The 17,246-nt window shown below is 73.8% G+C and carries 23 protein-coding genes; 18 read left to right on the top strand and 5 right to left on the bottom strand.

Features of this window, described 5'->3' with window-relative positions; all coding sequences use genetic code 11:
- Positions 1-53 precede the first annotated feature (53 nt).
- Positions 54-704: a hypothetical protein gene (locus GKE82_RS03910; RefSeq protein ID WP_154732385.1), complete on the top strand. Its 651-nt coding sequence runs from the start codon at positions 54-56 to the stop codon at positions 702-704.
- 15 nt (positions 705-719) lie between these two features.
- Here the strand turns inward: GKE82_RS03910 and GKE82_RS03905 are convergent, their stop codons facing one another.
- Both GKE82_RS03905 and GKE82_RS03900 read right to left on the bottom strand, forming a co-directional pair.
- On the bottom strand, positions 720-1,451 hold the full coding sequence (locus tag GKE82_RS03905) for a hypothetical protein (protein WP_154732384.1): 732 nt from the start codon (positions 1,449-1,451) through the stop codon (positions 720-722).
- A complete protein-coding gene (locus tag GKE82_RS03900; protein WP_154732383.1) occupies positions 1,448-1,918 on the bottom strand; it encodes a GNAT family N-acetyltransferase in 471 nt (156 codons plus the stop codon). The genes GKE82_RS03905 and GKE82_RS03900 overlap by 4 nt, the downstream gene beginning before the upstream one ends.
- A gap of 237 nt (positions 1,919-2,155) precedes the next feature.
- Between GKE82_RS03900 and ftsY the strand changes: the two genes are divergently transcribed.
- The 11 genes from ftsY to GKE82_RS03845 all read left to right on the top strand — a co-directional run bounded on the left by ftsY (position 2,156) and on the right by GKE82_RS03845 (position 9,565).
- Positions 2,156-2,959 (top strand): signal recognition particle-docking protein FtsY, encoded by an 804-nt coding sequence (gene ftsY, locus GKE82_RS03895; protein ID WP_230316083.1) that lies wholly within the window; start codon positions 2,156-2,158, stop codon positions 2,957-2,959.
- Positions 2,960-3,069: 110 nt separating this feature from the next.
- A complete protein-coding gene (locus GKE82_RS03890) occupies positions 3,070-3,501 on the top strand; it encodes an NfeD family protein (protein ID WP_107570444.1) in 432 nt (143 codons plus the stop codon).
- A 40-nt stretch (positions 3,502-3,541) separates the two neighbouring features.
- On the top strand, positions 3,542-4,450 hold the full coding sequence (locus GKE82_RS03885) for an SPFH domain-containing protein (protein WP_154732382.1): 909 nt from the start codon (positions 3,542-3,544) through the stop codon (positions 4,448-4,450).
- Positions 4,451-4,512: 62 nt separating this feature from the next.
- On the top strand, positions 4,513-5,844 hold the full coding sequence (gene ffh / locus GKE82_RS03880; RefSeq protein WP_233243916.1) for a signal recognition particle protein: 1,332 nt from the start codon (positions 4,513-4,515) through the stop codon (positions 5,842-5,844).
- 69 nt (positions 5,845-5,913) lie between these two features.
- Positions 5,914-6,159, top strand: coding sequence for a 30S ribosomal protein S16 (gene rpsP / locus GKE82_RS03875; protein WP_107570441.1), 246 nt, complete (start codon positions 5,914-5,916; stop codon positions 6,157-6,159).
- A gap of 6 nt (positions 6,160-6,165) precedes the next feature.
- On the top strand, positions 6,166-6,420 hold the full coding sequence (locus GKE82_RS03870) for a KH domain-containing protein (protein ID WP_107570440.1): 255 nt from the start codon (positions 6,166-6,168) through the stop codon (positions 6,418-6,420).
- A gap of 7 nt (positions 6,421-6,427) precedes the next feature.
- Positions 6,428-6,934, top strand: coding sequence for a ribosome maturation factor RimM (rimM, locus tag GKE82_RS03865; protein ID WP_107570439.1), 507 nt, complete (start codon positions 6,428-6,430; stop codon positions 6,932-6,934).
- Between the two features lie 5 nt (positions 6,935-6,939).
- Positions 6,940-7,635 (top strand): tRNA (guanosine(37)-N1)-methyltransferase TrmD, encoded by a 696-nt coding sequence (gene trmD, locus GKE82_RS03860; protein ID WP_107570438.1) that lies wholly within the window; start codon positions 6,940-6,942, stop codon positions 7,633-7,635.
- Positions 7,636-7,702: 67 nt separating this feature from the next.
- A complete protein-coding gene (gene rplS / locus GKE82_RS31195) occupies positions 7,703-8,284 on the top strand; it encodes a 50S ribosomal protein L19 (protein ID WP_154732381.1) in 582 nt (193 codons plus the stop codon).
- 14 nt (positions 8,285-8,298) lie between these two features.
- Entirely contained in the window at positions 8,299-8,907 is a 609-nt protein-coding gene (gene lepB, locus GKE82_RS03850) for a signal peptidase I (protein ID WP_309233389.1), read from the top strand.
- Between the two features lie 73 nt (positions 8,908-8,980).
- Positions 8,981-9,565, top strand: coding sequence for a ribonuclease HII (locus GKE82_RS03845; protein WP_309233388.1), 585 nt, complete (start codon positions 8,981-8,983; stop codon positions 9,563-9,565).
- Between the two features lie 3 nt (positions 9,566-9,568).
- Here the strand turns inward: GKE82_RS03845 and GKE82_RS03840 are convergent, their stop codons facing one another.
- Positions 9,569-9,937, bottom strand: coding sequence for a YraN family protein (locus GKE82_RS03840; protein WP_154732380.1), 369 nt, complete (start codon positions 9,935-9,937; stop codon positions 9,569-9,571).
- Positions 9,938-10,115: 178 nt separating this feature from the next.
- On the opposite strand from GKE82_RS03840, the gene GKE82_RS03835 reads away from it, so the two are divergent.
- From GKE82_RS03835 to GKE82_RS03815, 4 genes are all read left to right on the top strand, one after another.
- The gene (locus GKE82_RS03835) at positions 10,116-11,633 is read left to right on the top strand and encodes a YifB family Mg chelatase-like AAA ATPase (RefSeq protein WP_309233386.1); all 1,518 of its coding nucleotides are present in this window, start codon (positions 10,116-10,118) and stop codon (positions 11,631-11,633) included.
- A gap of 96 nt (positions 11,634-11,729) precedes the next feature.
- Positions 11,730-12,770, top strand: a complete 1,041-nt coding sequence (gene dprA, locus GKE82_RS03830) for a DNA-processing protein DprA (protein WP_196189044.1) — start codon at positions 11,730-11,732, stop codon at positions 12,768-12,770.
- 14 nt (positions 12,771-12,784) lie between these two features.
- The gene (gene thiD / locus GKE82_RS27810; protein ID WP_309233385.1) at positions 12,785-13,891 is read left to right on the top strand and encodes a bifunctional hydroxymethylpyrimidine kinase/phosphomethylpyrimidine kinase; all 1,107 of its coding nucleotides are present in this window, start codon (positions 12,785-12,787) and stop codon (positions 13,889-13,891) included.
- A gap of 12 nt (positions 13,892-13,903) precedes the next feature.
- Positions 13,904-14,521 (top strand): hypothetical protein, encoded by a 618-nt coding sequence (locus GKE82_RS03815; protein ID WP_107570430.1) that lies wholly within the window; start codon positions 13,904-13,906, stop codon positions 14,519-14,521.
- Positions 14,522-14,548: 27 nt separating this feature from the next.
- Here the strand turns inward: GKE82_RS03815 and GKE82_RS03810 are convergent, their stop codons facing one another.
- Both GKE82_RS03810 and GKE82_RS03805 read right to left on the bottom strand, forming a co-directional pair.
- Complete coding sequence (locus tag GKE82_RS03810) at positions 14,549-14,689, bottom strand: alpha/beta fold hydrolase (protein ID WP_154732377.1); 141 nt, start codon at positions 14,687-14,689, stop codon at positions 14,549-14,551.
- Positions 14,635-15,465, bottom strand: coding sequence for an alpha/beta fold hydrolase (locus GKE82_RS03805; protein ID WP_154732376.1), 831 nt, complete (start codon positions 15,463-15,465; stop codon positions 14,635-14,637). The genes GKE82_RS03810 and GKE82_RS03805 overlap by 55 nt, the downstream gene beginning before the upstream one ends.
- A 25-nt stretch (positions 15,466-15,490) precedes the next feature.
- Here GKE82_RS03805 and GKE82_RS03800 point away from each other — a divergent pair, with 25 nt between their 5' ends.
- Together GKE82_RS03800 and GKE82_RS03795 are read left to right on the top strand one after the other, a co-directional pair.
- The gene (locus GKE82_RS03800; protein ID WP_154732375.1) at positions 15,491-16,063 is read left to right on the top strand and encodes a hypothetical protein; all 573 of its coding nucleotides are present in this window, start codon (positions 15,491-15,493) and stop codon (positions 16,061-16,063) included.
- A gap of 129 nt (positions 16,064-16,192) precedes the next feature.
- A complete protein-coding gene (locus GKE82_RS03795; RefSeq protein ID WP_146175430.1) occupies positions 16,193-17,233 on the top strand; it encodes a L,D-transpeptidase family protein in 1,041 nt (346 codons plus the stop codon).
- The last annotated feature ends 13 nt before the right edge of the window (positions 17,234-17,246 follow it).

Here is a 17,246-nt window from a genome sequence, read left to right as displayed (position 1 = left end):
GTCGACGCTCGTTCTCCCGCGTGATTCGCGGCGCGGTCCGGCGTTGGGCGGACATGACCACGTCACGTACCCGCCGCGCCCTCGCCACGACCGCGCTGGCCCTCGCCCTGCTCCCGCTCGGCGCGTCCGCCGCCGACGCCAAGACCTCCAAGGCGCCGCTCTGCGAGAACCGCGCCGGGACCGACCTCGTCGCCGCGGGCGCCTACCGCGTCCTGCGGACCTTCGCGCCGTCGAAGTCGGACCCCGACGCGGGCACGCTGCGCGTCACCACCTGCAGGCTGGGCTCGCGCTCCGCCAACGTGATCGTCAAGCACGCCTCCTCGCTGGACAGCTTCATGCGCATCAACGACGCCGCGTTCAGCAGCGCCAAGAACAAGGTCGCCCTGGCGATCACCGTCGAGTCCGGCAGCGCCCTGAGCGGGCGCGTCGCGCAGTTCGACCTCAAGACCGGCAAGGAGACCGCGAAGGCCTACGGCTGCGACATCCGCGAGGTCTGGGCGGGCAAGAGCGGCGGCTTCGCGTTCGAGGACGGCGTCGTGAAGATCGCCGACGCGGCGGGCCTGCGGACCGCGGGCGCGATGGGCGCGACGGACTTCGCGCTCGGCGGCGACACCCTCTACTGGACCGAGGTCGACGCGACGACGTCGGAGAAGCTCGGCGCCGCGCCGACGGGCACGCTCGGCGAGATCGTCGACTGCGGCTGAGCGCTCGCGCCCGGCCTAGCGCCCGTCGCCGCGCCGCGCGGCGGCGTCGTCGGGCTTCAGTTCGATCCACGTCGCGCGGCCGGCGGCGAGCACCGCGTCGTCGGCGTCGAGCAGCCAGACGGCGTTCGTGCGCTTGCGTCCCTCGTGTCGCAGGGGCGCGCTGAGGATCCGGTGCTCGGCCCCGCCGGCGGGCACCTCGGCCAGCAGGTCGACCGCGAACCGCCCGAGGACGATCGGCCGCTCACCGGTCGGGTCCTGCGCCGGTGCGCTGCTCGGGCAGTCGAGCGCCGCCCACACCAGGACCGGGTCCACCGCACCGTCCCCGTCCGGTGTCCACGTCACGCCCCAGACCCGGGCGGCCGGGTCGACCTCCCCGGCGAACAGGCACAGGCCGTCGCCGTCGTCGCGGTCCGGTCCGCAGCCGAAGCAGGTGGGGAAGGGGTGGGAGGTCCGCAGCACCTCGCGCGACGGCATCGCCACGCGGATCTCCGCGACGGCCGCGGCGGGCGGTGCGCCGACGTCCACGGTGGTCGGTCGGCCCGACGCGACGTCGCGGTCCCCGTCGCGCAGGACCACGGTCCCGCCGTCGCCGGCCACCAGCTCCATCGCGGTCTCCAGCGGCGGCGGGGCGAGCAGGGTGACCTCCGCCGGCCCGTCGATCGCGGCGCCGAGGAGCCCCGCGGTGTAGCCGCCGTGCGCGCTGGCGGGCGGGCCGTTGAACCGCGCGGCGATCGACAGCGTCGTCACAGCTGCTTCTCGGCGAAGTACGTGGCGACCGGGTTGTCGTTGAAGTTCCCGATCTCGCGGTAGCCCTCGGACTCGTACAGGCGCTGCGCGTGCGGCTGCTTCGGCCCGGTGTCCAGCCGCGCGACCGCGTAGCCCAGGCGCCGCGCCTCGTCCTCCAGGGCGCGCAGCAGCGTCCGGGCGACGCCGCGACCGCGGGCGGACGGGGCGACGAACATCTTCTTGATCTCGCAGGTGCCGTCCGGCAGGCGCTTGAGCCCGCCGCAGCACACGGGCTCGCCGTCCAGCCGGCCGACGAGGAACGCGCCGCCGGGCGGCCCGAGCTCCGCCGGCCCCGCCTTCGGCATCGCGGGGCCGTCGAGCTGCAGGCCGTCGTAGAGCTCGGCGAGCTCGTCACGCATCGCCTGGGCCAGCGCGGCGCCGTCGCCGGCGTCCACCCGCGCGGGGCGGAAGTCGATCTCCGGGGGCATGCGGGTATGTTCGCGCACCCATGCCCCGTGACTGGACCGACCTCTTCCTCACCGACGGACCCGCGGGCGGCGATGCCGCCGCCGCGACCCAGGAGCCCGAGAAGCGGCGCGGGTTCTTCAAGCGCCTGCGGGAGAACATGTCGAAGACCCGGCAGGCGCTGGGCGCCGAGATCCAGGCGACGCTGTTCGAGACGCTCGACGAGGGAGACCTGGGAGCGGCTCGAGGAGGCGCTGATCATGGCCGACGTCGGCGCGACGACGACGGCGAAGGTTGTCGCCCAGCTCGAGGCCGAGGCGGAGAGCGGCGCCGTCGAGGGCGGCGAGGCGCTGACCAACCGCCTGATCGAGCTGCTGGCGTCGATCGCGCGGCCCAAGGACGAGGACGCGGGCCGCATCGACCTGCGGCACTCGCCGACCGTGATCATGGCGGTCGGCGTCAACGGCACCGGCAAGACGACGACGATCGGCAAGCTCAGCTACCACCTGCAGAAGGAGCTCGGCAAGTCCGTCGTGCTCGGGGCGGCCGACACGTTCCGCGCGGCGGCGACCGAGCAGCTGCAGGGCTGGGCGAAGCGCTCGGGCTGCGAGATCGTCATCGGTCCCGAGGGCAGCGACCCTGGCTCGGTCGCGTTCGAGGCCGTGAAGAAGGGTCGCGAGATGGGCGCGGACATCGTGATCATCGACACCGCCGGGCGCCTGCACAACCAGGACCACCTGATGGACGAGCTCTCGAAGATCCGCCGCGTGATCCAGAAGCAGATGCCCGACGCGCCGCACGAGACGCTGATCACGGTCGACGCGACGACCGGGCAGAACGGGCTGCGCCAGGCCCAGCTGTTCTCCCAGGCGGTGCCGGTCGACGGCGTCGTCCTGACGAAGCTCGACGGCACCGCCAAGGGCGGCATCGCGCTGGCGATCTCCGCCGAGCTCGGGCTGCCGGTCAAGCTCATCGGCATCGGCGAGACGCTCGAGGACCTGCGCCCGTTCGACGCCGACGACTTCGCCAAGGCGCTGCTCGGGACGGCCGAGCCCGCGGCCTGACGCCCGCCCGACGCACCACGGAGTCGAGCGTCGGGGGGGACGGATCCGAGACCGGGATGGGACCGTGACCCCCTCCCGGCGCGCCGCCCCGGTGGGTACCCTCCGTCGCAATGGACGACTGGGTGGTCTGGATCATCATCGCCGTCGCGCTGTCGGTGGGCGAGATCCTCAACATGAGCTTCTTCCTCGCGCCGTTCGCCGTCGGCGCGCTCGCCGCGGCCCTGGCCTCCGTCGTCGGCCTGTCACTCGTCCCGGCGCTGGCCGTCTTCCTCGTCGTCTCCGGGGTCGCGTTCGGTGGCCTGCGGCCGATCGCCAAGCGCCACCTGCGCACCCCGCCGCAGATCCGCACCGGCACCGCCGCCCTGATCGGCAAGAGCGCGGTCGTCGTCGAGCGGATCGAGAACCACGAGGGCGTCGGCGCGATCCGGCTCGACGGCGAGATCTGGACGGCGCGCGGCTTCGAGGAGGACGTCGTCATCGAGGCCGGCACGCGCGTGCAGGTGCTCGAGATCCGCGGCGCGACCGCCCTGGTCTCCGAATGACCCCGCTTCCCCCCGACACCCAGACCCGGAGGTCTCCCTCATGGCCGGACTGATCGTCCTCGGCACCCTCGTCCTCTTCGCCCTGTTCGTGGCGGCGAAGACGGTCCGCATCATCCCGCAGGCCCGCGCGGGCGTCGTCGAGCGCCTCGGCCGCTACAGCCGCACGCTCCAGCCCGGTCTCACGATCGTCATCCCGTTCGTCGACAAGGTCAAGCCGCTGATCGACCTCCGCGAGCAGGTCGTGAACTTCCCGCCCTCCGGCGTCATCACGGAGGACAACGTGACGGTCAACATCGACACCGTCCTCTACTTCACCATCACCGACCCGAAGGCCGCGACCTACGAGGTCGCCAACCCGCTGCAGGCGATCGAGCAGCTCACGGTCACGACGCTGCGCAACGTCATCGGCGGCATGACGCTCGAGGACTCGCTGACCTCGCGCGATCAGATCAACTCGCAGCTGCGCACGGTGCTGGACGAGGCGACGGGCAAGTGGGGGATCCGCGTCAGCCGCGTCGAGCTGAAGGCGGTCGACCCGCCCGCGTCGATCCAGGAGTCGATGGAGAAGCAGATGCGCGCCGAGCGCGACCGGCGTGCCGCGATCCTCAACGCCGAGGGCGTCAAGCAGTCGCAGATCCTCACCGCCCAGGGCGAGAAGGAGTCCGCCATCCTCACCGCGCAGGGCGCCCGCGAGTCGGCGATCCTGCGCGCCGAGGGCGAGGCGAAGGCGATCGAGACCGTCTTCCAGGCGATCCACGACGGCAAGCCCGACCAGGAGCTGCTGAGCTACCAGTACCTGCAGATGCTGCCGCAGCTCGCGCAGGGCGAGGCGAACAAGATCTTCGTCATCCCGAGCGAGTTCAACCAGGCGCTCGGCGGCCTCGGCGGCGCGGTCGCGAAGCTCGGGCAGCAGACCCCGCCGCCCGCGCCCCCGGCACCGCCCGCCTGACCTGACGCAACCAACCGGCCGCGGGCACGACCGCGGTCGGACGGGGCATCTACACTCGGTCCGTGTTCGACGCGCTCTCCGAGAAGCTCCAGGCCACGCTGTCCGACGTCCGTGGCCACGGCACGCTGACGGAGGACGACATCAAGAAGGCGATGCGGGAGATCCGCCTCGCGCTGCTCGAGGCGGACGTCAACTTCAAGGTCGTCAAGGAGTTCACGACGACCGTCCGCGAGCGCTGCATGGGCGCCGACGTCATGGGGCAGCTGAACCCCGGGCAGCAGGTCGTCAAGATCGTCAACGAGGAGCTCGCCGCGCTCATGGGCGGCGCCTCGGCCGGCATCAGCTTCTCGCCGCGGCCGCCCACGGTCATCCTCATGGCGGGCCTGCAGGGCTCGGGCAAGACCACCGCGACCGCGAAGCTCGCCCGGCACCTCAAGGAGGAGCACAACTCCTCCGTCGCGGTCGCCGCGTGCGACGTGTACCGGCCCGCCGCGGTCGACCAGCTCGTGAAGGTCGGCGGCCAGGTCGGCGCGACCGTCTACGAGCAGGGCACCGACGCGAACCCGGTCGACATCGCCCGCTGGGCGCTCGATCGGGCCAAGCAGGACGGCAAGGACGTCCTCATCGTCGACACCGCCGGCCGCCTGCACGTCGACGCCACGCTGATGGACGAGCTCGTCCAGATCCGCGCGGCGGTCAAGCCGCACACGATCCTGCTCGTCGTCGACGCGATGACCGGCCAGGACGCGGTCAACGTCGCCGAGCAGTTCGCGGAGGCGGTCAACTTCGACGGCGTCGTCATGTCCAAGCTCGACGGCGACGCCCGCGGCGGCGCCGCGCTGTCGGTCAAGGCGGTCACCGGCAAGCCGATCCTGTTCGCGTCCACGGGCGAGAAGCTCGACCAGTTCGAGCGCTTCCACCCGGACCGGATGTCGCAGCGCATCCTCGGCATGGGCGACGTCATGTCGCTCATCGAGAAGGCCGAGGCGCAGTTCGACGAGGACCAGGCCAAGGACCTCGAGCGCAAGCTGCGCCGCAACGAGTTCACGCTCGAGGACTTCCTCGGGCAGCTCAAGCAGATCCGCAAGATGGGCCCGCTGACCTCGCTGCTGGGCATGATCCCCGGCTTCGCGGGCCAGCAGCTCAAGGGCCTGAAGGTCGACGAGCGCGAGCTCGACCGCATCGAGGCGATCATCCTCTCGATGACGCCGGAGGAGCGACGCCGGCCGGAGCTCATCAAGGGCTCGCGGCGGCTGCGGATCGCCAAGGGCTCGGGCACGAACGTGCAGGCGGTCAACAACCTCGTCAAGCAGTTCGGCCAGATGCGCAAGGTCATGAAGCAGCTCGGCAAGGGCAAGATGCCCGACATGGCGCAGCTCATGAAGCAGCGCTGAGAACGCGCCGCCGAGCGCCGATCGTCTACGCTCCTTCACCGCATTTCCAAAGTTTCTGAGAGGAACCCCGTGGCTGTACGACTCCGGCTCACCCGTGTGGGCGGCAAGAAGGATCCGATCTGGCGCATCGTCGTCGCCGACTCGCGCTCGCCGCGCGACGGCCGCGTGATCGAGACGGTCGGGCAGTACAACGCGCAGACCGAGCCCTCGACGATCGTCGTCAAGGAGGACCGGATCCGCGACTGGCTCAGCCGTGGCGCGCAGCCCAGCGACTCGGTCCGCAAGATCCTGAAGACGCAGGGCATCGAGGCCTAGCACCTCATGGCCGAGGCGGAGGCGCCGCTGCGCGACCTGCTGGAGTCCCTGACCCGGCGGATCGTCGAGCACCCCGACAAGGTCTCGGTCGAGCAGTTCGTGGAGGAGGACGGCACGATCGTCCTCGAGCTCGCGGTCGGCGACGACGACTACGGCCGCGTGATCGGCCGCGGCGGTCGCACCGCCAGCGCGCTCCGCACCGTCGTGAAGGCCGCCGCGGTCCGCGAGAAGCGCCGCGTGCTCGTCGACATCGTCGACTGACGCACGGATGGGCGCCGTCACCGAGCCGTTCCTGAGCGCCGGGCGCGTGGGGAGGCCGCACGGGCTCGACGGCAGCTTCCACGTGACGCGACCCCGCCCCCTGCTGCTCGGTCTCGGCGCGACCGTCCACGTGGACGGCACCGCGACGACGGTCGAGCGCCGGGCGGGCACCGACGACCGCCCGATCCTGCGTCTGGCGGCCGCGACGACCCGGGAGGCCGTGCTCGCGCTGCGCGGGCAGGACCTGCTCGTCGCCCGCGAGGACCTGCCCGAGCTCCCCGAGGGGGAGTACTGGGCGGAGGACCTCGCCGGCTGCGCGGTCGTCGACGGCGACCGGCCCGTCGGGGTCGTCGTGCGGATGCTGCCGCTCCCGTCGTGCGAGGTGCTCGAGGTCCGGCGCGAGGGCGCCCCCGAGCTGCTCGTGCCGATGGTCCGCGACGCGATCCGCACCATCGACGTCGCCGCCCGCCGGGTGGACGTCGACCTGGCGTTCCTCGAAGGACAGGAGGTCTGAGGACCATGCAGCTGGACGTCGTCACGCTCTTCCCCGACTGGTTCGACTGGTTCCGCGACCAGCGCCACGTCGCCAACGCCCTGCGCGGCGGCCACGAGCTGCGCACGCTCAACCCGCGCGACCACACCACGCTCAGCGGCGGGCAGGTCGACGACACGCCGTTCGGGGGCGGGGCCGGGATGGTCCTGCGCGTCGACGTCATGGACGCGGCCCTGCGGTCGTTCTACGACACCGACCCGGTGGAGCTGCGCTCGCAGCGTCGGGTCATCGCCCTGACCCCCGGGGGCCGGGTGCTCGACGACGCGTACGTCGACGAGCTGGCCGCCGAGCCGGCGATCACGCTGCTGTGCGGGCGCTACGAGGGCTTCGACGAGCGGATCGTCCAGCACTTCTGCTCGGACACCCTCTCGATCGGCCGGTACGTCCTGGCGGGCGGCGAGCTCGCCGCGATGGTCGTGGCCGACGCGGTGCTGCGCAAGCTGCCCGGATCGCTCGGGCACGCGGACTCCGCGGTGGAGGAGTCGTTCTCCGCCGCGCTGGGCGGCAACCCGGAGTACCCGCACTACACGCGGCCCGCGGAGTACCGCGGCTGGCGGGTCCCCGACGTGCTTCTCTCGGGGCACCACGAGGAGATCCGCAACTGGCGCCGGGCACGCAGCGACGAGCGTGGGGCCTCCTCGGGCGGCTCTCCGCTACCATGATCCGTCGCGCCTGAGACCGGCCCTGCCTCCAGACGCCCGTCCGTCCCGCGGCCCTTCACCTTTAGCCATGAGCACCGTCATCGACTCCATCGAGCGCGCGCAGCTGCGCCGCGTCCCCTCCTTCCAGCCCGGCGACCGGGTCAAGGTCCACTTCCAGGTGATCGAGGGCACGCGCCGTCGTACCCAGGTCTTCGAGGGCGTCGTCATCAAGCGCCAGGGCCACGGGGCCCGCGAGACCTTCACCGTGCGCAAGCAGTCGTTCGGCGTCGGCGTGGAGCGCACGTTCCCGCTGCACTCGCCGAAGATCGAGAAGATCGAGGTCGCCGCCCGCGGTGACGTCCGTCGCGCGAAGCTCTACTACCTGCGTGACCGCGTCGGCAAGCGCGCCCGCGTCCGCGAGAAGCGCTACGTCGGCCCCGAGCAGGTCGTCGAGGCCGGTCTGCTGCACGATCCCGCCGCGGAGGCCGCCGCCGCGGCCGAGGCGGAGGCCGCTGCGGCCCAGGCCGCCGAGGCGGAGGCCGCGGAGGCCGAGGTCGAGGAGACCGCGGCCGACACGCCCGAGGCCGAGGCGTCCGCGTCGGACGCGCCCGCCGAGGCGCCGGCCGAGGCTGCGGCCGAGGGCGACGCCCCGGCCGACGACAAGGCGTAGGCGGGTCGGCGCCGGTGGCGAAGTCGGAGAAGTCCGCCGGCGGCTCGATCCTCGAGACCGTCGTGATCGTGGCGGTCGCGATCGGTCTCGCGCTGGCGATCCAGGCGTTCATCGTCAAGCCGTACCGGATCCCGTCCGAGTCGATGGTCCCGACGCTCACGGTCGGCCAGCGCGTGCTGGTCAACCGGCTGGGCAACAACTTCAGTGACCCGTCGGTGGGCGACGTCGTCGTCTTCCACCCGCCGTCGGGCTCGGAGTCGAACACCTGCGGCAACCCGCAGAAGCCGGAGGACCAGGCCTGCGACAAGCCGACCGGCGACCGCGCCGACGTGAACTTCATCAAGCGCGTCGTCGGCGTCGGCGGCGACCGGATCTCGATCCGCGACGGCCACGTCTTCCGCAACGGCAAGCGCGAGAAGGACGACTACATCCGGGCGTGCGGTGACGGCCAGGGCTGCGACCTGCCGCGGACCTTCACCGTTCCCGCCGGGCACTTCTTCATGATGGGCGACAACCGTGGAGAGTCCGACGACAGCCGGTTCTGGGGCCCCGTCCCGAAGAAGTGGATCATCGGTGGCGCCTTCGCGACCTACTGGCCGCCCAAGCGGATCGGGCTCCTCTAGGAGCCGGACCGCCGGCCCGAAGCGCACGGGCCGCAAGCTCGTCCAGCACGACCGCGCGATCGGTGCGCGGTTCGTGGCCGGGGCCGACGAGGCCGGCCGTGGATGTCTCGCCGGACCGCTCGTGGCGGCCGCCGTCCTGCTGGACCTCGAGCGCGTCGGCCCGCAGGAGGTCCGCGCGCTCGGCCTGCTCAACGACAGCAAGCAGCACAGCGAGGAGGCGCGCGAGGCGCTCTACCCGGTCGTGCTGCGGCTGGCCGCGCGCAGCGCGGTGGTCTCCCGGTGCGTGCCGGCGCTCGACGAGCGCGGCCTGCACCGCACGAACCTGCAGGCGCTCCGTGACGCCCTGATGCGGGTCGCCCGGCCTGGGACCGTCTGCCTGGTCGACGGGTTCCGCGTGGCGGAGATGCCCTACGAGCAGCGCGCGATCGTGGAGGGCGACGCGACGAGCGCCGCGATCGCCGCGGCCTCGATCCTCGCGAAGGTCTCCCGCGACCGCTTCATGCAGCGCGCCGACGTGCGCCACCCCGGCTGGGCGTTCGCGGGACACAAGGGCTACTCCTCGCCCGAGCACCGGGCGGCGATCCAGCGCCAGGGCGTCTCGCCGCTGCACCGGCTGTCGTTCCAGTCGACGGCCTACCAGCAGCTGTCGCTCGGCTGACGGTCACATCGCCCCCTCGAGGTGCTCGAGGCGCACGAGCCGGTCACGGGAGTCCAGGACGACGCCGATCGCGTCGATCCGCACCGCCGGCACGTGGGGCCGGTCGTGGTCCCCGGCGAGGTAGGCGGACGCCATGCGCCGCACCTGCCGGCGCTTGCGGTCGTGCAGCGAGTCCCACGGGCTGCCCGTGCCGCGGCGCGTCTTGACCTCGCAGATCACGAGCGTGTGGCCGTCGCAGGCGACGAGGTCGATCTCCCCGTGGCGCGTGCGGTGGTTGCGCGCGACGATCGCGTACCCGAGCCGCTCCAGGTGCTCGGCCGCATAGGTCTCCCCGGTCCGTCCGAGGCGTTGGCGCAGGTCGTTCTTGGGCATGGCGTCGACGCTAGGAGCCCCCGGGTGACGGCGCAGCACGGGATCGTCACGGGACCGTGCCGGAACACCGGATCCGTCCGCGGGCCTCGCGACGTCACGGGGTTCGTGGCCGGATCGGCACGGTTGCGCCACGATCCGATGCTGCGCCGCGACGACGACCGCGCCTAGCGTCGGCGGCGTGCTCAGCCGTGTCACCACCTTCCACGTCGACGGGCTCGTCCCGCGGCGCGTCACCGTCGAGGCGGACCTGCGGTCGGGCCTGCCGGCCTTCACGGTCGTCGGGCTCGTCGACCGCGCGGTCCGCGAGTCCCGCGAGCGGGTCCAGGCCGCGATCGGCAACTGCGGCCTGAAGTTCCCGGACAACCGCGTCACCGTCAGCCTCGCGCCCGCCTCGCTGCACAAGCACGGTCCGGGCTTCGACCTGGCGATCGCGTGCGCGATCCTCGCCGCCGGCGGGCAGGTCGAGCCCGCGCGGCTCGCGTCGCTCGGCGTGTTCGGGGAGCTGGCGCTGAGCGGCGAGCTGCGCCCGGTCCAGGGCGCCCTCGCGGTCGCCGAGGGCGCGCGCGACGCGGGCCTCGCCGGCCTGATCCTCTGCGCCGAGAGCGCGGGCGAGGCGGCGCTCGTGGACGGCATCGCGGTCCACGGGGCGCGCACGCTGCAGGACGTCGTGCGGATCCTCGCCGGGGAGGCGGTGGACGCCGGTCCGGCGGCGCCGCGGGAGCTGCCCGCGCCGGACGCCGACCGCCCGCTGGACCTCGCCGACGTCCGCGGGCACGCCGCGGTCGTCGAGGCGCTGACGATCGCCGCCGCCGGGGGCCACAACATCCTGCTCAACGGCCCGCCCGGCACCGGGAAGACGATGCTCGCCCGCCGCGTGCCGTCGATCCTGCCGCCGCTGCGGGGCGAGGAGGCGGTCGAGGTCACCCGCATCCAGGGCGTCGCCGGACTGCGGGTCGGCGGACTGGCGCGTGAGCGGCCGTTCCGCGCACCGCACCACACCACGTCGGCGTCCGCGCTCGTGGGCGGCGGGAGCATCCCACGGCCCGGGGAGGTGACCCTCGCGCACCGCGGCGTGCTGTTCCTCGACGAGCTGCCCGAGTTCCCCAGGCACGTCCTCGACACGCTGCGCCAGCCCTTGGAGGACGGGCGGGTCGTCGTGATCCGCGGACAGCAGACCGCGGTCTTCCCCGCGCGCTTCATGCTCGTCGCGGCGATGAACCCGTGTCCGTGCGGGCACGCGGGGGACGGGGACCGCTGCCGCTGCGGGGAGGCGGACCACCTGCGCTACCGCCGGCGGATCAGCGGACCGCTGCTCGACCGCTTCGACGTCGTCGCCCAGGTGCCGCGGCCCAGCCAGGCCGAGCTGTCGGCGCCCCCGGCGACGAGCTCCGCGGCGGTGCGCGAGCGGGTCGCCCGGGCGCGGTGGCAGCAGGAGGCGCGCAGCGCCCGCACCGGCGTGACGTGCAACGCCGAGCTCGACGCACGGGCGGTGCGGGACTGCGTGCGGCTCGACGCCGACGCGCACGCGCACCTGGACCGCGCCTACGCGACCGGGCGGCTGAGCCCGAGGGGCCGCCACCGCACCCTGCGCCTCGCGCGCACGCTCGCGGACCTCGACGGCCGCGACGACGTGCGGGCGGGCGACGTGCTCGTGGCGCTGGGCCTACGCCACGACCTCGAGGAGCTCGCGGCATGAGCGCGTGCCCGGACTGCCTGCGCCGCACGTGGCTCCCTCGGTGCGCTCGCCCCGCACCTCGAGCGGGCCTCGCGCACGCGGCGGGCGCTGCGCGACGTGCTCGCCCTCGACGACGACCGGCTGCTCGCCGCGCTCGCGGGGGAGCGGCGCCCGGTCTTGGCGGCCGCCCACGCCGCGTTCCGCCCCGAGCGCGCGGCGGAGGAGGCGTCGCGGGCCGGCCTCGCCGTGGTCTGCCGCCACGACCCCGGGTACCCGGGGCAGCTGCTCGAGGACCCGTCCGCGCCCGCGGTGCTGCACGTCCGGGGTGGTCCCGGCGCGCTGGAGCGGCTCGCCGGGACCGGGGACCCCGACACCACGCCCTGCTGCGTCGCCGTCGTCGGGGCGCGCCGCGCCGGCCCCGAGGCGCTCGAGATGGCCCGGGGCATCGGCCGGGCGCTCTCGGCCGCCGGCGTGACCGTCGTCAGCGGCCTGGCGCTCGGCGTCGACTCGGCCGCCCACGAGGGCGCGCTCGAGGCCGGCGGCACGACGATCGCGGTGCTGGCGACCGGGGCGGACCGCACGTACCCGCGGACCAAGCACGCGCTCGGCGAGCGGGTCGCACGGGCCGGCGCGATCGTCTCCGAGCTGCCGCCGGGCACGCCGCCCTTCCGCTGGGCGTTCCCGGCCCGCAACCGGATCATCGCCGGCCTGGCCCGCCTGACGCTCGTCGTCGAGGCGGCCGAGCGGTCCGGGTCGCTGATCACCGCGGACTTCGCGATGCAGCTCGGCCGTGACGTCGCCGCGGTGCCCGGCCGGGCCGCGAGCCCGCGCTGCCGCGGGACGAACCTGCTGCTGCGCGACGGCGCCCACCTCGTGCTGGAGCCCGCCGACCTGCTCGACGGGCTGCTGGGGCAGGCCCTCGCCGACCTGCGCCGGGCGCACGACGGTCCGACCGCGCCGCGTGGCGGTGGCGCTGCCGCGCTGCCGCCGCACCTGCAGGCGGTCCGCGACGCGGTCGCCGACGGGCGCACGACCCCCGGGACGATCGAGCGGGACCCCGCCCGGCTGCTCGAGGTGCTCGCCGCGCTCAGCGAGCTCGAGCTGCTCGGCGAGCTGCGGCGCAGCCCGGGCGGGGCGTACGCGGTGGTGGTGCGCTGAGTAGCCTGCGGCCCGTGACCAGCCCGCGCCGCCCGCCCGTCTGCCTCACGATCGCCGGCTCCGACAGCGGCGGCGGCGCCGGGATCCAGGCCGACCTGAAGGCTTTCGCGGCCTGCGGCACCCACGGCACGAGCGCGCTGACCGCGCTGACCGCGCAGAACACGGTGGCCGTCACCGCGGTCCACCCGGTGCCGGGCGCGTTCATCGTCGAGCAGGTCCGTGCCGTGGTCGACGACCTCGGGGTCGACGCCGTCAAGCTCGGGATGATCGGCAGCCCCGCGACGGCCGCCGCGGTCGCCGAGGCGCTCGACCTCGTCCCCGCGGGCGTGCCGGTCGTCGTCGACCCGGTCATGGTCGCCGAGTCCGGGGCGCGGCTCCTGGACCCCGAGGCGCACGACGCGCTCGTGCGGCTGATCCTGCCGCGGGCCACCGTCGTCACCCCGAACCTGCCGGAGGCGCGGGCGCTCGCGGGCGATGCGACGCTCGACGGGGCCGAGCTCGCCGCGGCCGTCCGGGCCCTCGGTCCGGCGGCGGTCGTCGTGACGGGCGGCCACCGCGACGAGGCCACCGACGTCTTCCAGGACGCCGATGGCACCACGCTGATTCCCGGTCCGCGGCACCCCGACGGGGCCGCCCACGGCTCCGGCTGCACGCACGCCTCCGCGCTCGCCGCCCACCTCGCCCACGGCCACGCCCCCTCGAGGCGGCCCGGGCGGCGCGGCGCGTCGCCGCCCACGCGGTGGCCCACGGCCTGCGCGACCTCGGCACCGGCGCCGGGCCGGTCGACGTCCTGGACGTCCGCTCGCGCACGGCACCGGGCGCGTGAACCGCCCTTGGGCGCTCGTGCCCTTTGCCATAATCGGCGGCCGATGCGGTTCCTGCGGATGAAGCCCGGACACGGCGAGGTGCTCCTCGCCGAAGGTGATGTCGACATCACCGAGGACGAGCAGCGCCTGATCGAGGAGTTCCGGGCGCAGCTCGACGCCGGCATGTGGGCGGCCGTGCCGACCACCGCCGCCGCCGGACGCCGCGAGGCGCGCATGGTCCGCCGCTTCGAGGACATCCCGCGCGACGCCGACCGCGTCATCTTCTTCCCGCGCGCCGCCGGCGGCGCGGCCTGACCGCGAACGCGCATGCTCCTCGCCATCTTCGCCGTCGCCGTCGTGATCCTCGCCCTCATGTGGGAGATCACGCTGCCGCGTTGGGAGCGCTGGGCCGAGGAGCGCCGCCGCCGCCGCGAGCGCACCGCGATCGAGGGCTACGACCCCGGCCGGGAACGCCGCGCCGAGCAGCGCGCCCGCCAGCTCCTGAAGTCCTGCGTGGGCGAGGAGGAGTGGGAGATGTACCGGGACCTCGGCTTCATCCGGGTCTGGGGGCGCCTCGCGGGCGGGCCCGAGCAGGGTTCCGACGCCGCCGTCGCGTTCGGCGCGCCCTACGCGTACCTGATCTACCCGCACAAGCCGGTCGTCTCCTACCTGCCGCAGACGCGGCGGCTGCTCGCCGAGTACTGCGTCGCGTTCCCGGACGAGACCCGGCCCTACGGCTCCGCGCGCCTGCCCGACTCCGACGACGCGCTCGCCAAGTGGATGGCGCTCACCGGCGACGAGAGGCGCCTGCTCGACAGCGCGAACATGCACCTGCCGGGCCGCCAGGTCGACCCGAAGGCCGTGCAGCGCGACCTGTGGCGCCTCAGCGAGTGGGAGCGCGCCCGCAACACGCGGCTGCGACGCGCCGGGCGCGTCGCCACCTGACCCACCGCTCGCTGCGCGCCGACGCGGTCAGCCCGCGAGGAACGCGCGCAGGTCCGCGTTGAACCGCTCGGGCCGCTCGAGCATCGCGACGTGGCCCGTGTCCGCGTAGACGATCAGCTGCGAGCCCGGGATCGCGCGCGCGAAGCGCGCTGCGTCCGCGACCGGCACGAGCCGGTCCCGCTCCCCCAGACCAGCAGCGTCGGGCAGCCGACCCCGGGCAGGCGAGCGCGGATCGAGGTCCGCACGATCGCCTCCAGCGCATCCAGGAACGCGGGCCGGCCCGAGACCCTCAGCTGCTCGCTGGCCAGCGCCGCGGGCAGCAGCTCCGGATGCGCCGCGCTGGCCCGCAGCAGCTGGCGGCGCAGCCCCGCGCGCCGGCTGACGCGATCGGCGCGGTCCGCCCAGAACCGGTTGTAGCCGACGATCAGCCGCTCGGCGCGGCGCAGCGCCACCATCGCCCGGTCGCCGATCAGCCCGTCGGCGCTGATGCCGGCGGGGGAGACCAGCGCGAGCCGGCGCACCCGCTCGGGCATCGCGAGCGCGAGCTCCGCGGCGACGAGGCCGCCCATGCTGTTGCCCACCACGTCGGCCTGCCGCACCCCGAGGGCGTCGAGGACCGCGGCGACCGTCGCGACGTACCCGGGGATCGAGATGCCCGCGGCCGGCGGCGCGCTCTCCCCGAACCCTGGCAGGTCGAGCGCGAGCACACGGTGGTCGCGCGCCAGGTCCGGCAGGTTCTCCAGCCAGTTCTGCCACGAGCCCGACAGCCCGTGCACGAACACGACGGCCGGTCCCTCGCCGAGGTCGACGACGTTGACCGCCCGGCCGTCGACCGCCACCCAGCGCTGGTGCGCCGACCAGTCGACGTCCAGCCACGCGGAGCGCCCGCGCGGCCCGTACTGCTCGATCGTCACGGCGTCCACGACGCGGCCGGTCCGTCCCATCCCGCTCTACAGTACGCCGCAGGCCATGCGGATCGCGATCGACATCGACTCCACGCTGCACCACTACTGGGACGGGCTCTCGGCGGCGGCCAAGCGCCGCTTCGGGATCGACCTCCCGTACGACCAGCAGCTCGACTGGGGGATCACCCGCCTGCGCCCCGAGCAGCTGCAGTGCTGCATCGACGAGACGCACACCGAGGAGGCGATCCTCGCCGGCGTCCCGTACCCGGGGGCGATCGACGCGGTCAACGCCTGGCACGCCGCCGGCCACTTCATCCACATCACGAGCCACCGGGCGAGCTCGGCCCACGACCCGACGGCCCGCTGGCTCGACCGGATCGGCCTGCGCCACGACGAGCTCTACTGCTCGTTCGACAAGATCAGCCGCTGCCGCGAGATCCAGATCGACGTCCTCATCGACGACAGCCCGATCAACATCCAGCAGGCGATCGAGGCGGGCATCACGCCCGCGACGATCCTGCACCCGTGGAACCGCGACGTCGTCGAGGAGGAGGGCGTGGTCCACGCCGAGGACTGGCCGACCCTCGCGGAGCGCCTGGAGACGGCGCTCGAGCCGCTGCGGCGGCGCGCCGCGTAGCCCGTACGCCGAAATCTGGCGTCGCGCCGCTCTCAACTGCGTCTCACGGCACGCTTCACGGGTGGTGGGCGTCGGCCGCGATCCCTACTGTGTGCAGGACGTTCGTCCCCTCCCGGCAGGTTGTTCCCCGTGCGCTCTCGCCCCGTCCTCGTCGTCTCCCTCGCCCTCGTGCTGCTCCTGGGGGTCACCGGCGGCGTGTTCGCCTACGACAGCTCCCGCAAGGACACGATCGCCGAGGGCGTCAGCGTCGGCGGCGTCCCGCTCGGCGGCCTGACCCACGCGCAGGCCCGTGACCGTCTCGAGCAGGACCTCCTGCCGCGGCTGAAGGCGCCGATCATCGTCAACCACGACCGCAGCACCTGGACGCTCGGGGCGCGCGAGGCGCGGATCGCCACGAACCTCGACGTCCTCGTCGACGACGCGGTCCGTCGCAGCCGCGACGGCAACATCCTCGCCCGCACGGTCCGTGGGCTCACCGGCGGCGAGGTCCGCGCGGACCTGCAGCCGCAGGTCGAGTACTCCAAGGCCGCCGTCGTGCGCCTGCTCGACCACGTGCGCCGGGGGATCGAGCGTCCCGCCAAGGACGCGAAGCTGACCTTCACCGCCGCCGGCCTGTCGGAGACCGAGGGCCAGGTCGGCCTCGAGGTCCGGGCCAGCGAGCTGCACCGCCAGATCCGCGCGGCGATCGTGTCCGCGACCGCGAAGCGCCGGTTCGTCGCGCAGACCCGCAAGGTCCAGCCCAAGAACACCGAGGCCAGCCTCGCGAAGAAGAACCCGGTCGTGCTGATCGCCGACCGCACGACGTTCAAGCTGCGCGTCTACCGCAACCTCAAGCTCGAGAAGACGTACGGCATCGCGGTCGGCTCCGAGGGCCACGAGACCCCGACCGGCCTGTACAAGATCGCCAACAAGGCGATCAACCCGGCGTGGACGGTGCCCAACAGCGACTGGGCCGGGGACCTCGCCGGTCAGGTGATCCCGGGCGGCGCGCCGAACAACCCGTTGAAGTCCCGCTGGCTGGGCATCTACGACGGGGTCGGCATCCACGGCACGAGCGACCGCGGGTCGATCGGCTCGAACGCCAGCCACGGCTGCCTGCGGATGCTCGTCGAGGACGTCGAGGACCTGTACCCGCGGGTCCCGGTCGGCGCCCCGATCTACATCGCCTGACGGCCGTCGCCCC

The sequence above is a fragment of the Conexibacter sp. W3-3-2 genome (assembly GCF_009707605.1).
GTDB lineage: Bacteria > Actinomycetota > Thermoleophilia > Solirubrobacterales > Solirubrobacteraceae > Paraconexibacter > Paraconexibacter algicola.
The sequence above is the reverse complement of the archived record's forward strand: the minus strand, read 5'-3'. Positions and strand labels throughout refer to the sequence as shown.

What these genes read in the sequence shown, in the direction of transcription:
- GKE82_RS03910 (WP_154732385.1), top strand. Translation starts at nt 54, where the DNA reads ATGACCACGTCACGTACCCGCCGCGCCCTCGCCACGACCGCGCTGGCC.
- GKE82_RS03900 (WP_154732383.1), bottom strand. Translation starts at nt 1,918, where the DNA reads ATGCCCCCGGAGATCGACTTCCGCCCCGCGCGGGTGGACGCCGGCGAC.
- ftsY (WP_230316083.1), top strand. Translation starts at nt 2,156, where the DNA reads ATGGCCGACGTCGGCGCGACGACGACGGCGAAGGTTGTCGCCCAGCTC.
- GKE82_RS03890 (WP_107570444.1), top strand. Translation starts at nt 3,070, where the DNA reads ATGGACGACTGGGTGGTCTGGATCATCATCGCCGTCGCGCTGTCGGTG.
- GKE82_RS03885 (WP_154732382.1), top strand. Translation starts at nt 3,542, where the DNA reads ATGGCCGGACTGATCGTCCTCGGCACCCTCGTCCTCTTCGCCCTGTTC.
- GKE82_RS03870 (WP_107570440.1), top strand. Translation starts at nt 6,166, where the DNA reads ATGGCCGAGGCGGAGGCGCCGCTGCGCGACCTGCTGGAGTCCCTGACC.
- rimM (WP_107570439.1), top strand. Translation starts at nt 6,428, where the DNA reads ATGGGCGCCGTCACCGAGCCGTTCCTGAGCGCCGGGCGCGTGGGGAGG.
- trmD (WP_107570438.1), top strand. Translation starts at nt 6,940, where the DNA reads ATGCAGCTGGACGTCGTCACGCTCTTCCCCGACTGGTTCGACTGGTTC.
- rplS (WP_154732381.1), top strand. Translation starts at nt 7,703, where the DNA reads ATGAGCACCGTCATCGACTCCATCGAGCGCGCGCAGCTGCGCCGCGTC.
- GKE82_RS03840 (WP_154732380.1), bottom strand. Translation starts at nt 9,937, where the DNA reads ATGCCCAAGAACGACCTGCGCCAACGCCTCGGACGGACCGGGGAGACC.
- GKE82_RS03815 (WP_107570430.1), top strand. Translation starts at nt 13,904, where the DNA reads ATGCTCCTCGCCATCTTCGCCGTCGCCGTCGTGATCCTCGCCCTCATG.
- GKE82_RS03805 (WP_154732376.1), bottom strand. Translation starts at nt 15,465, where the DNA reads ATGGGACGGACCGGCCGCGTCGTGGACGCCGTGACGATCGAGCAGTAC.
- GKE82_RS03800 (WP_154732375.1), top strand. Translation starts at nt 15,491, where the DNA reads ATGCGGATCGCGATCGACATCGACTCCACGCTGCACCACTACTGGGAC.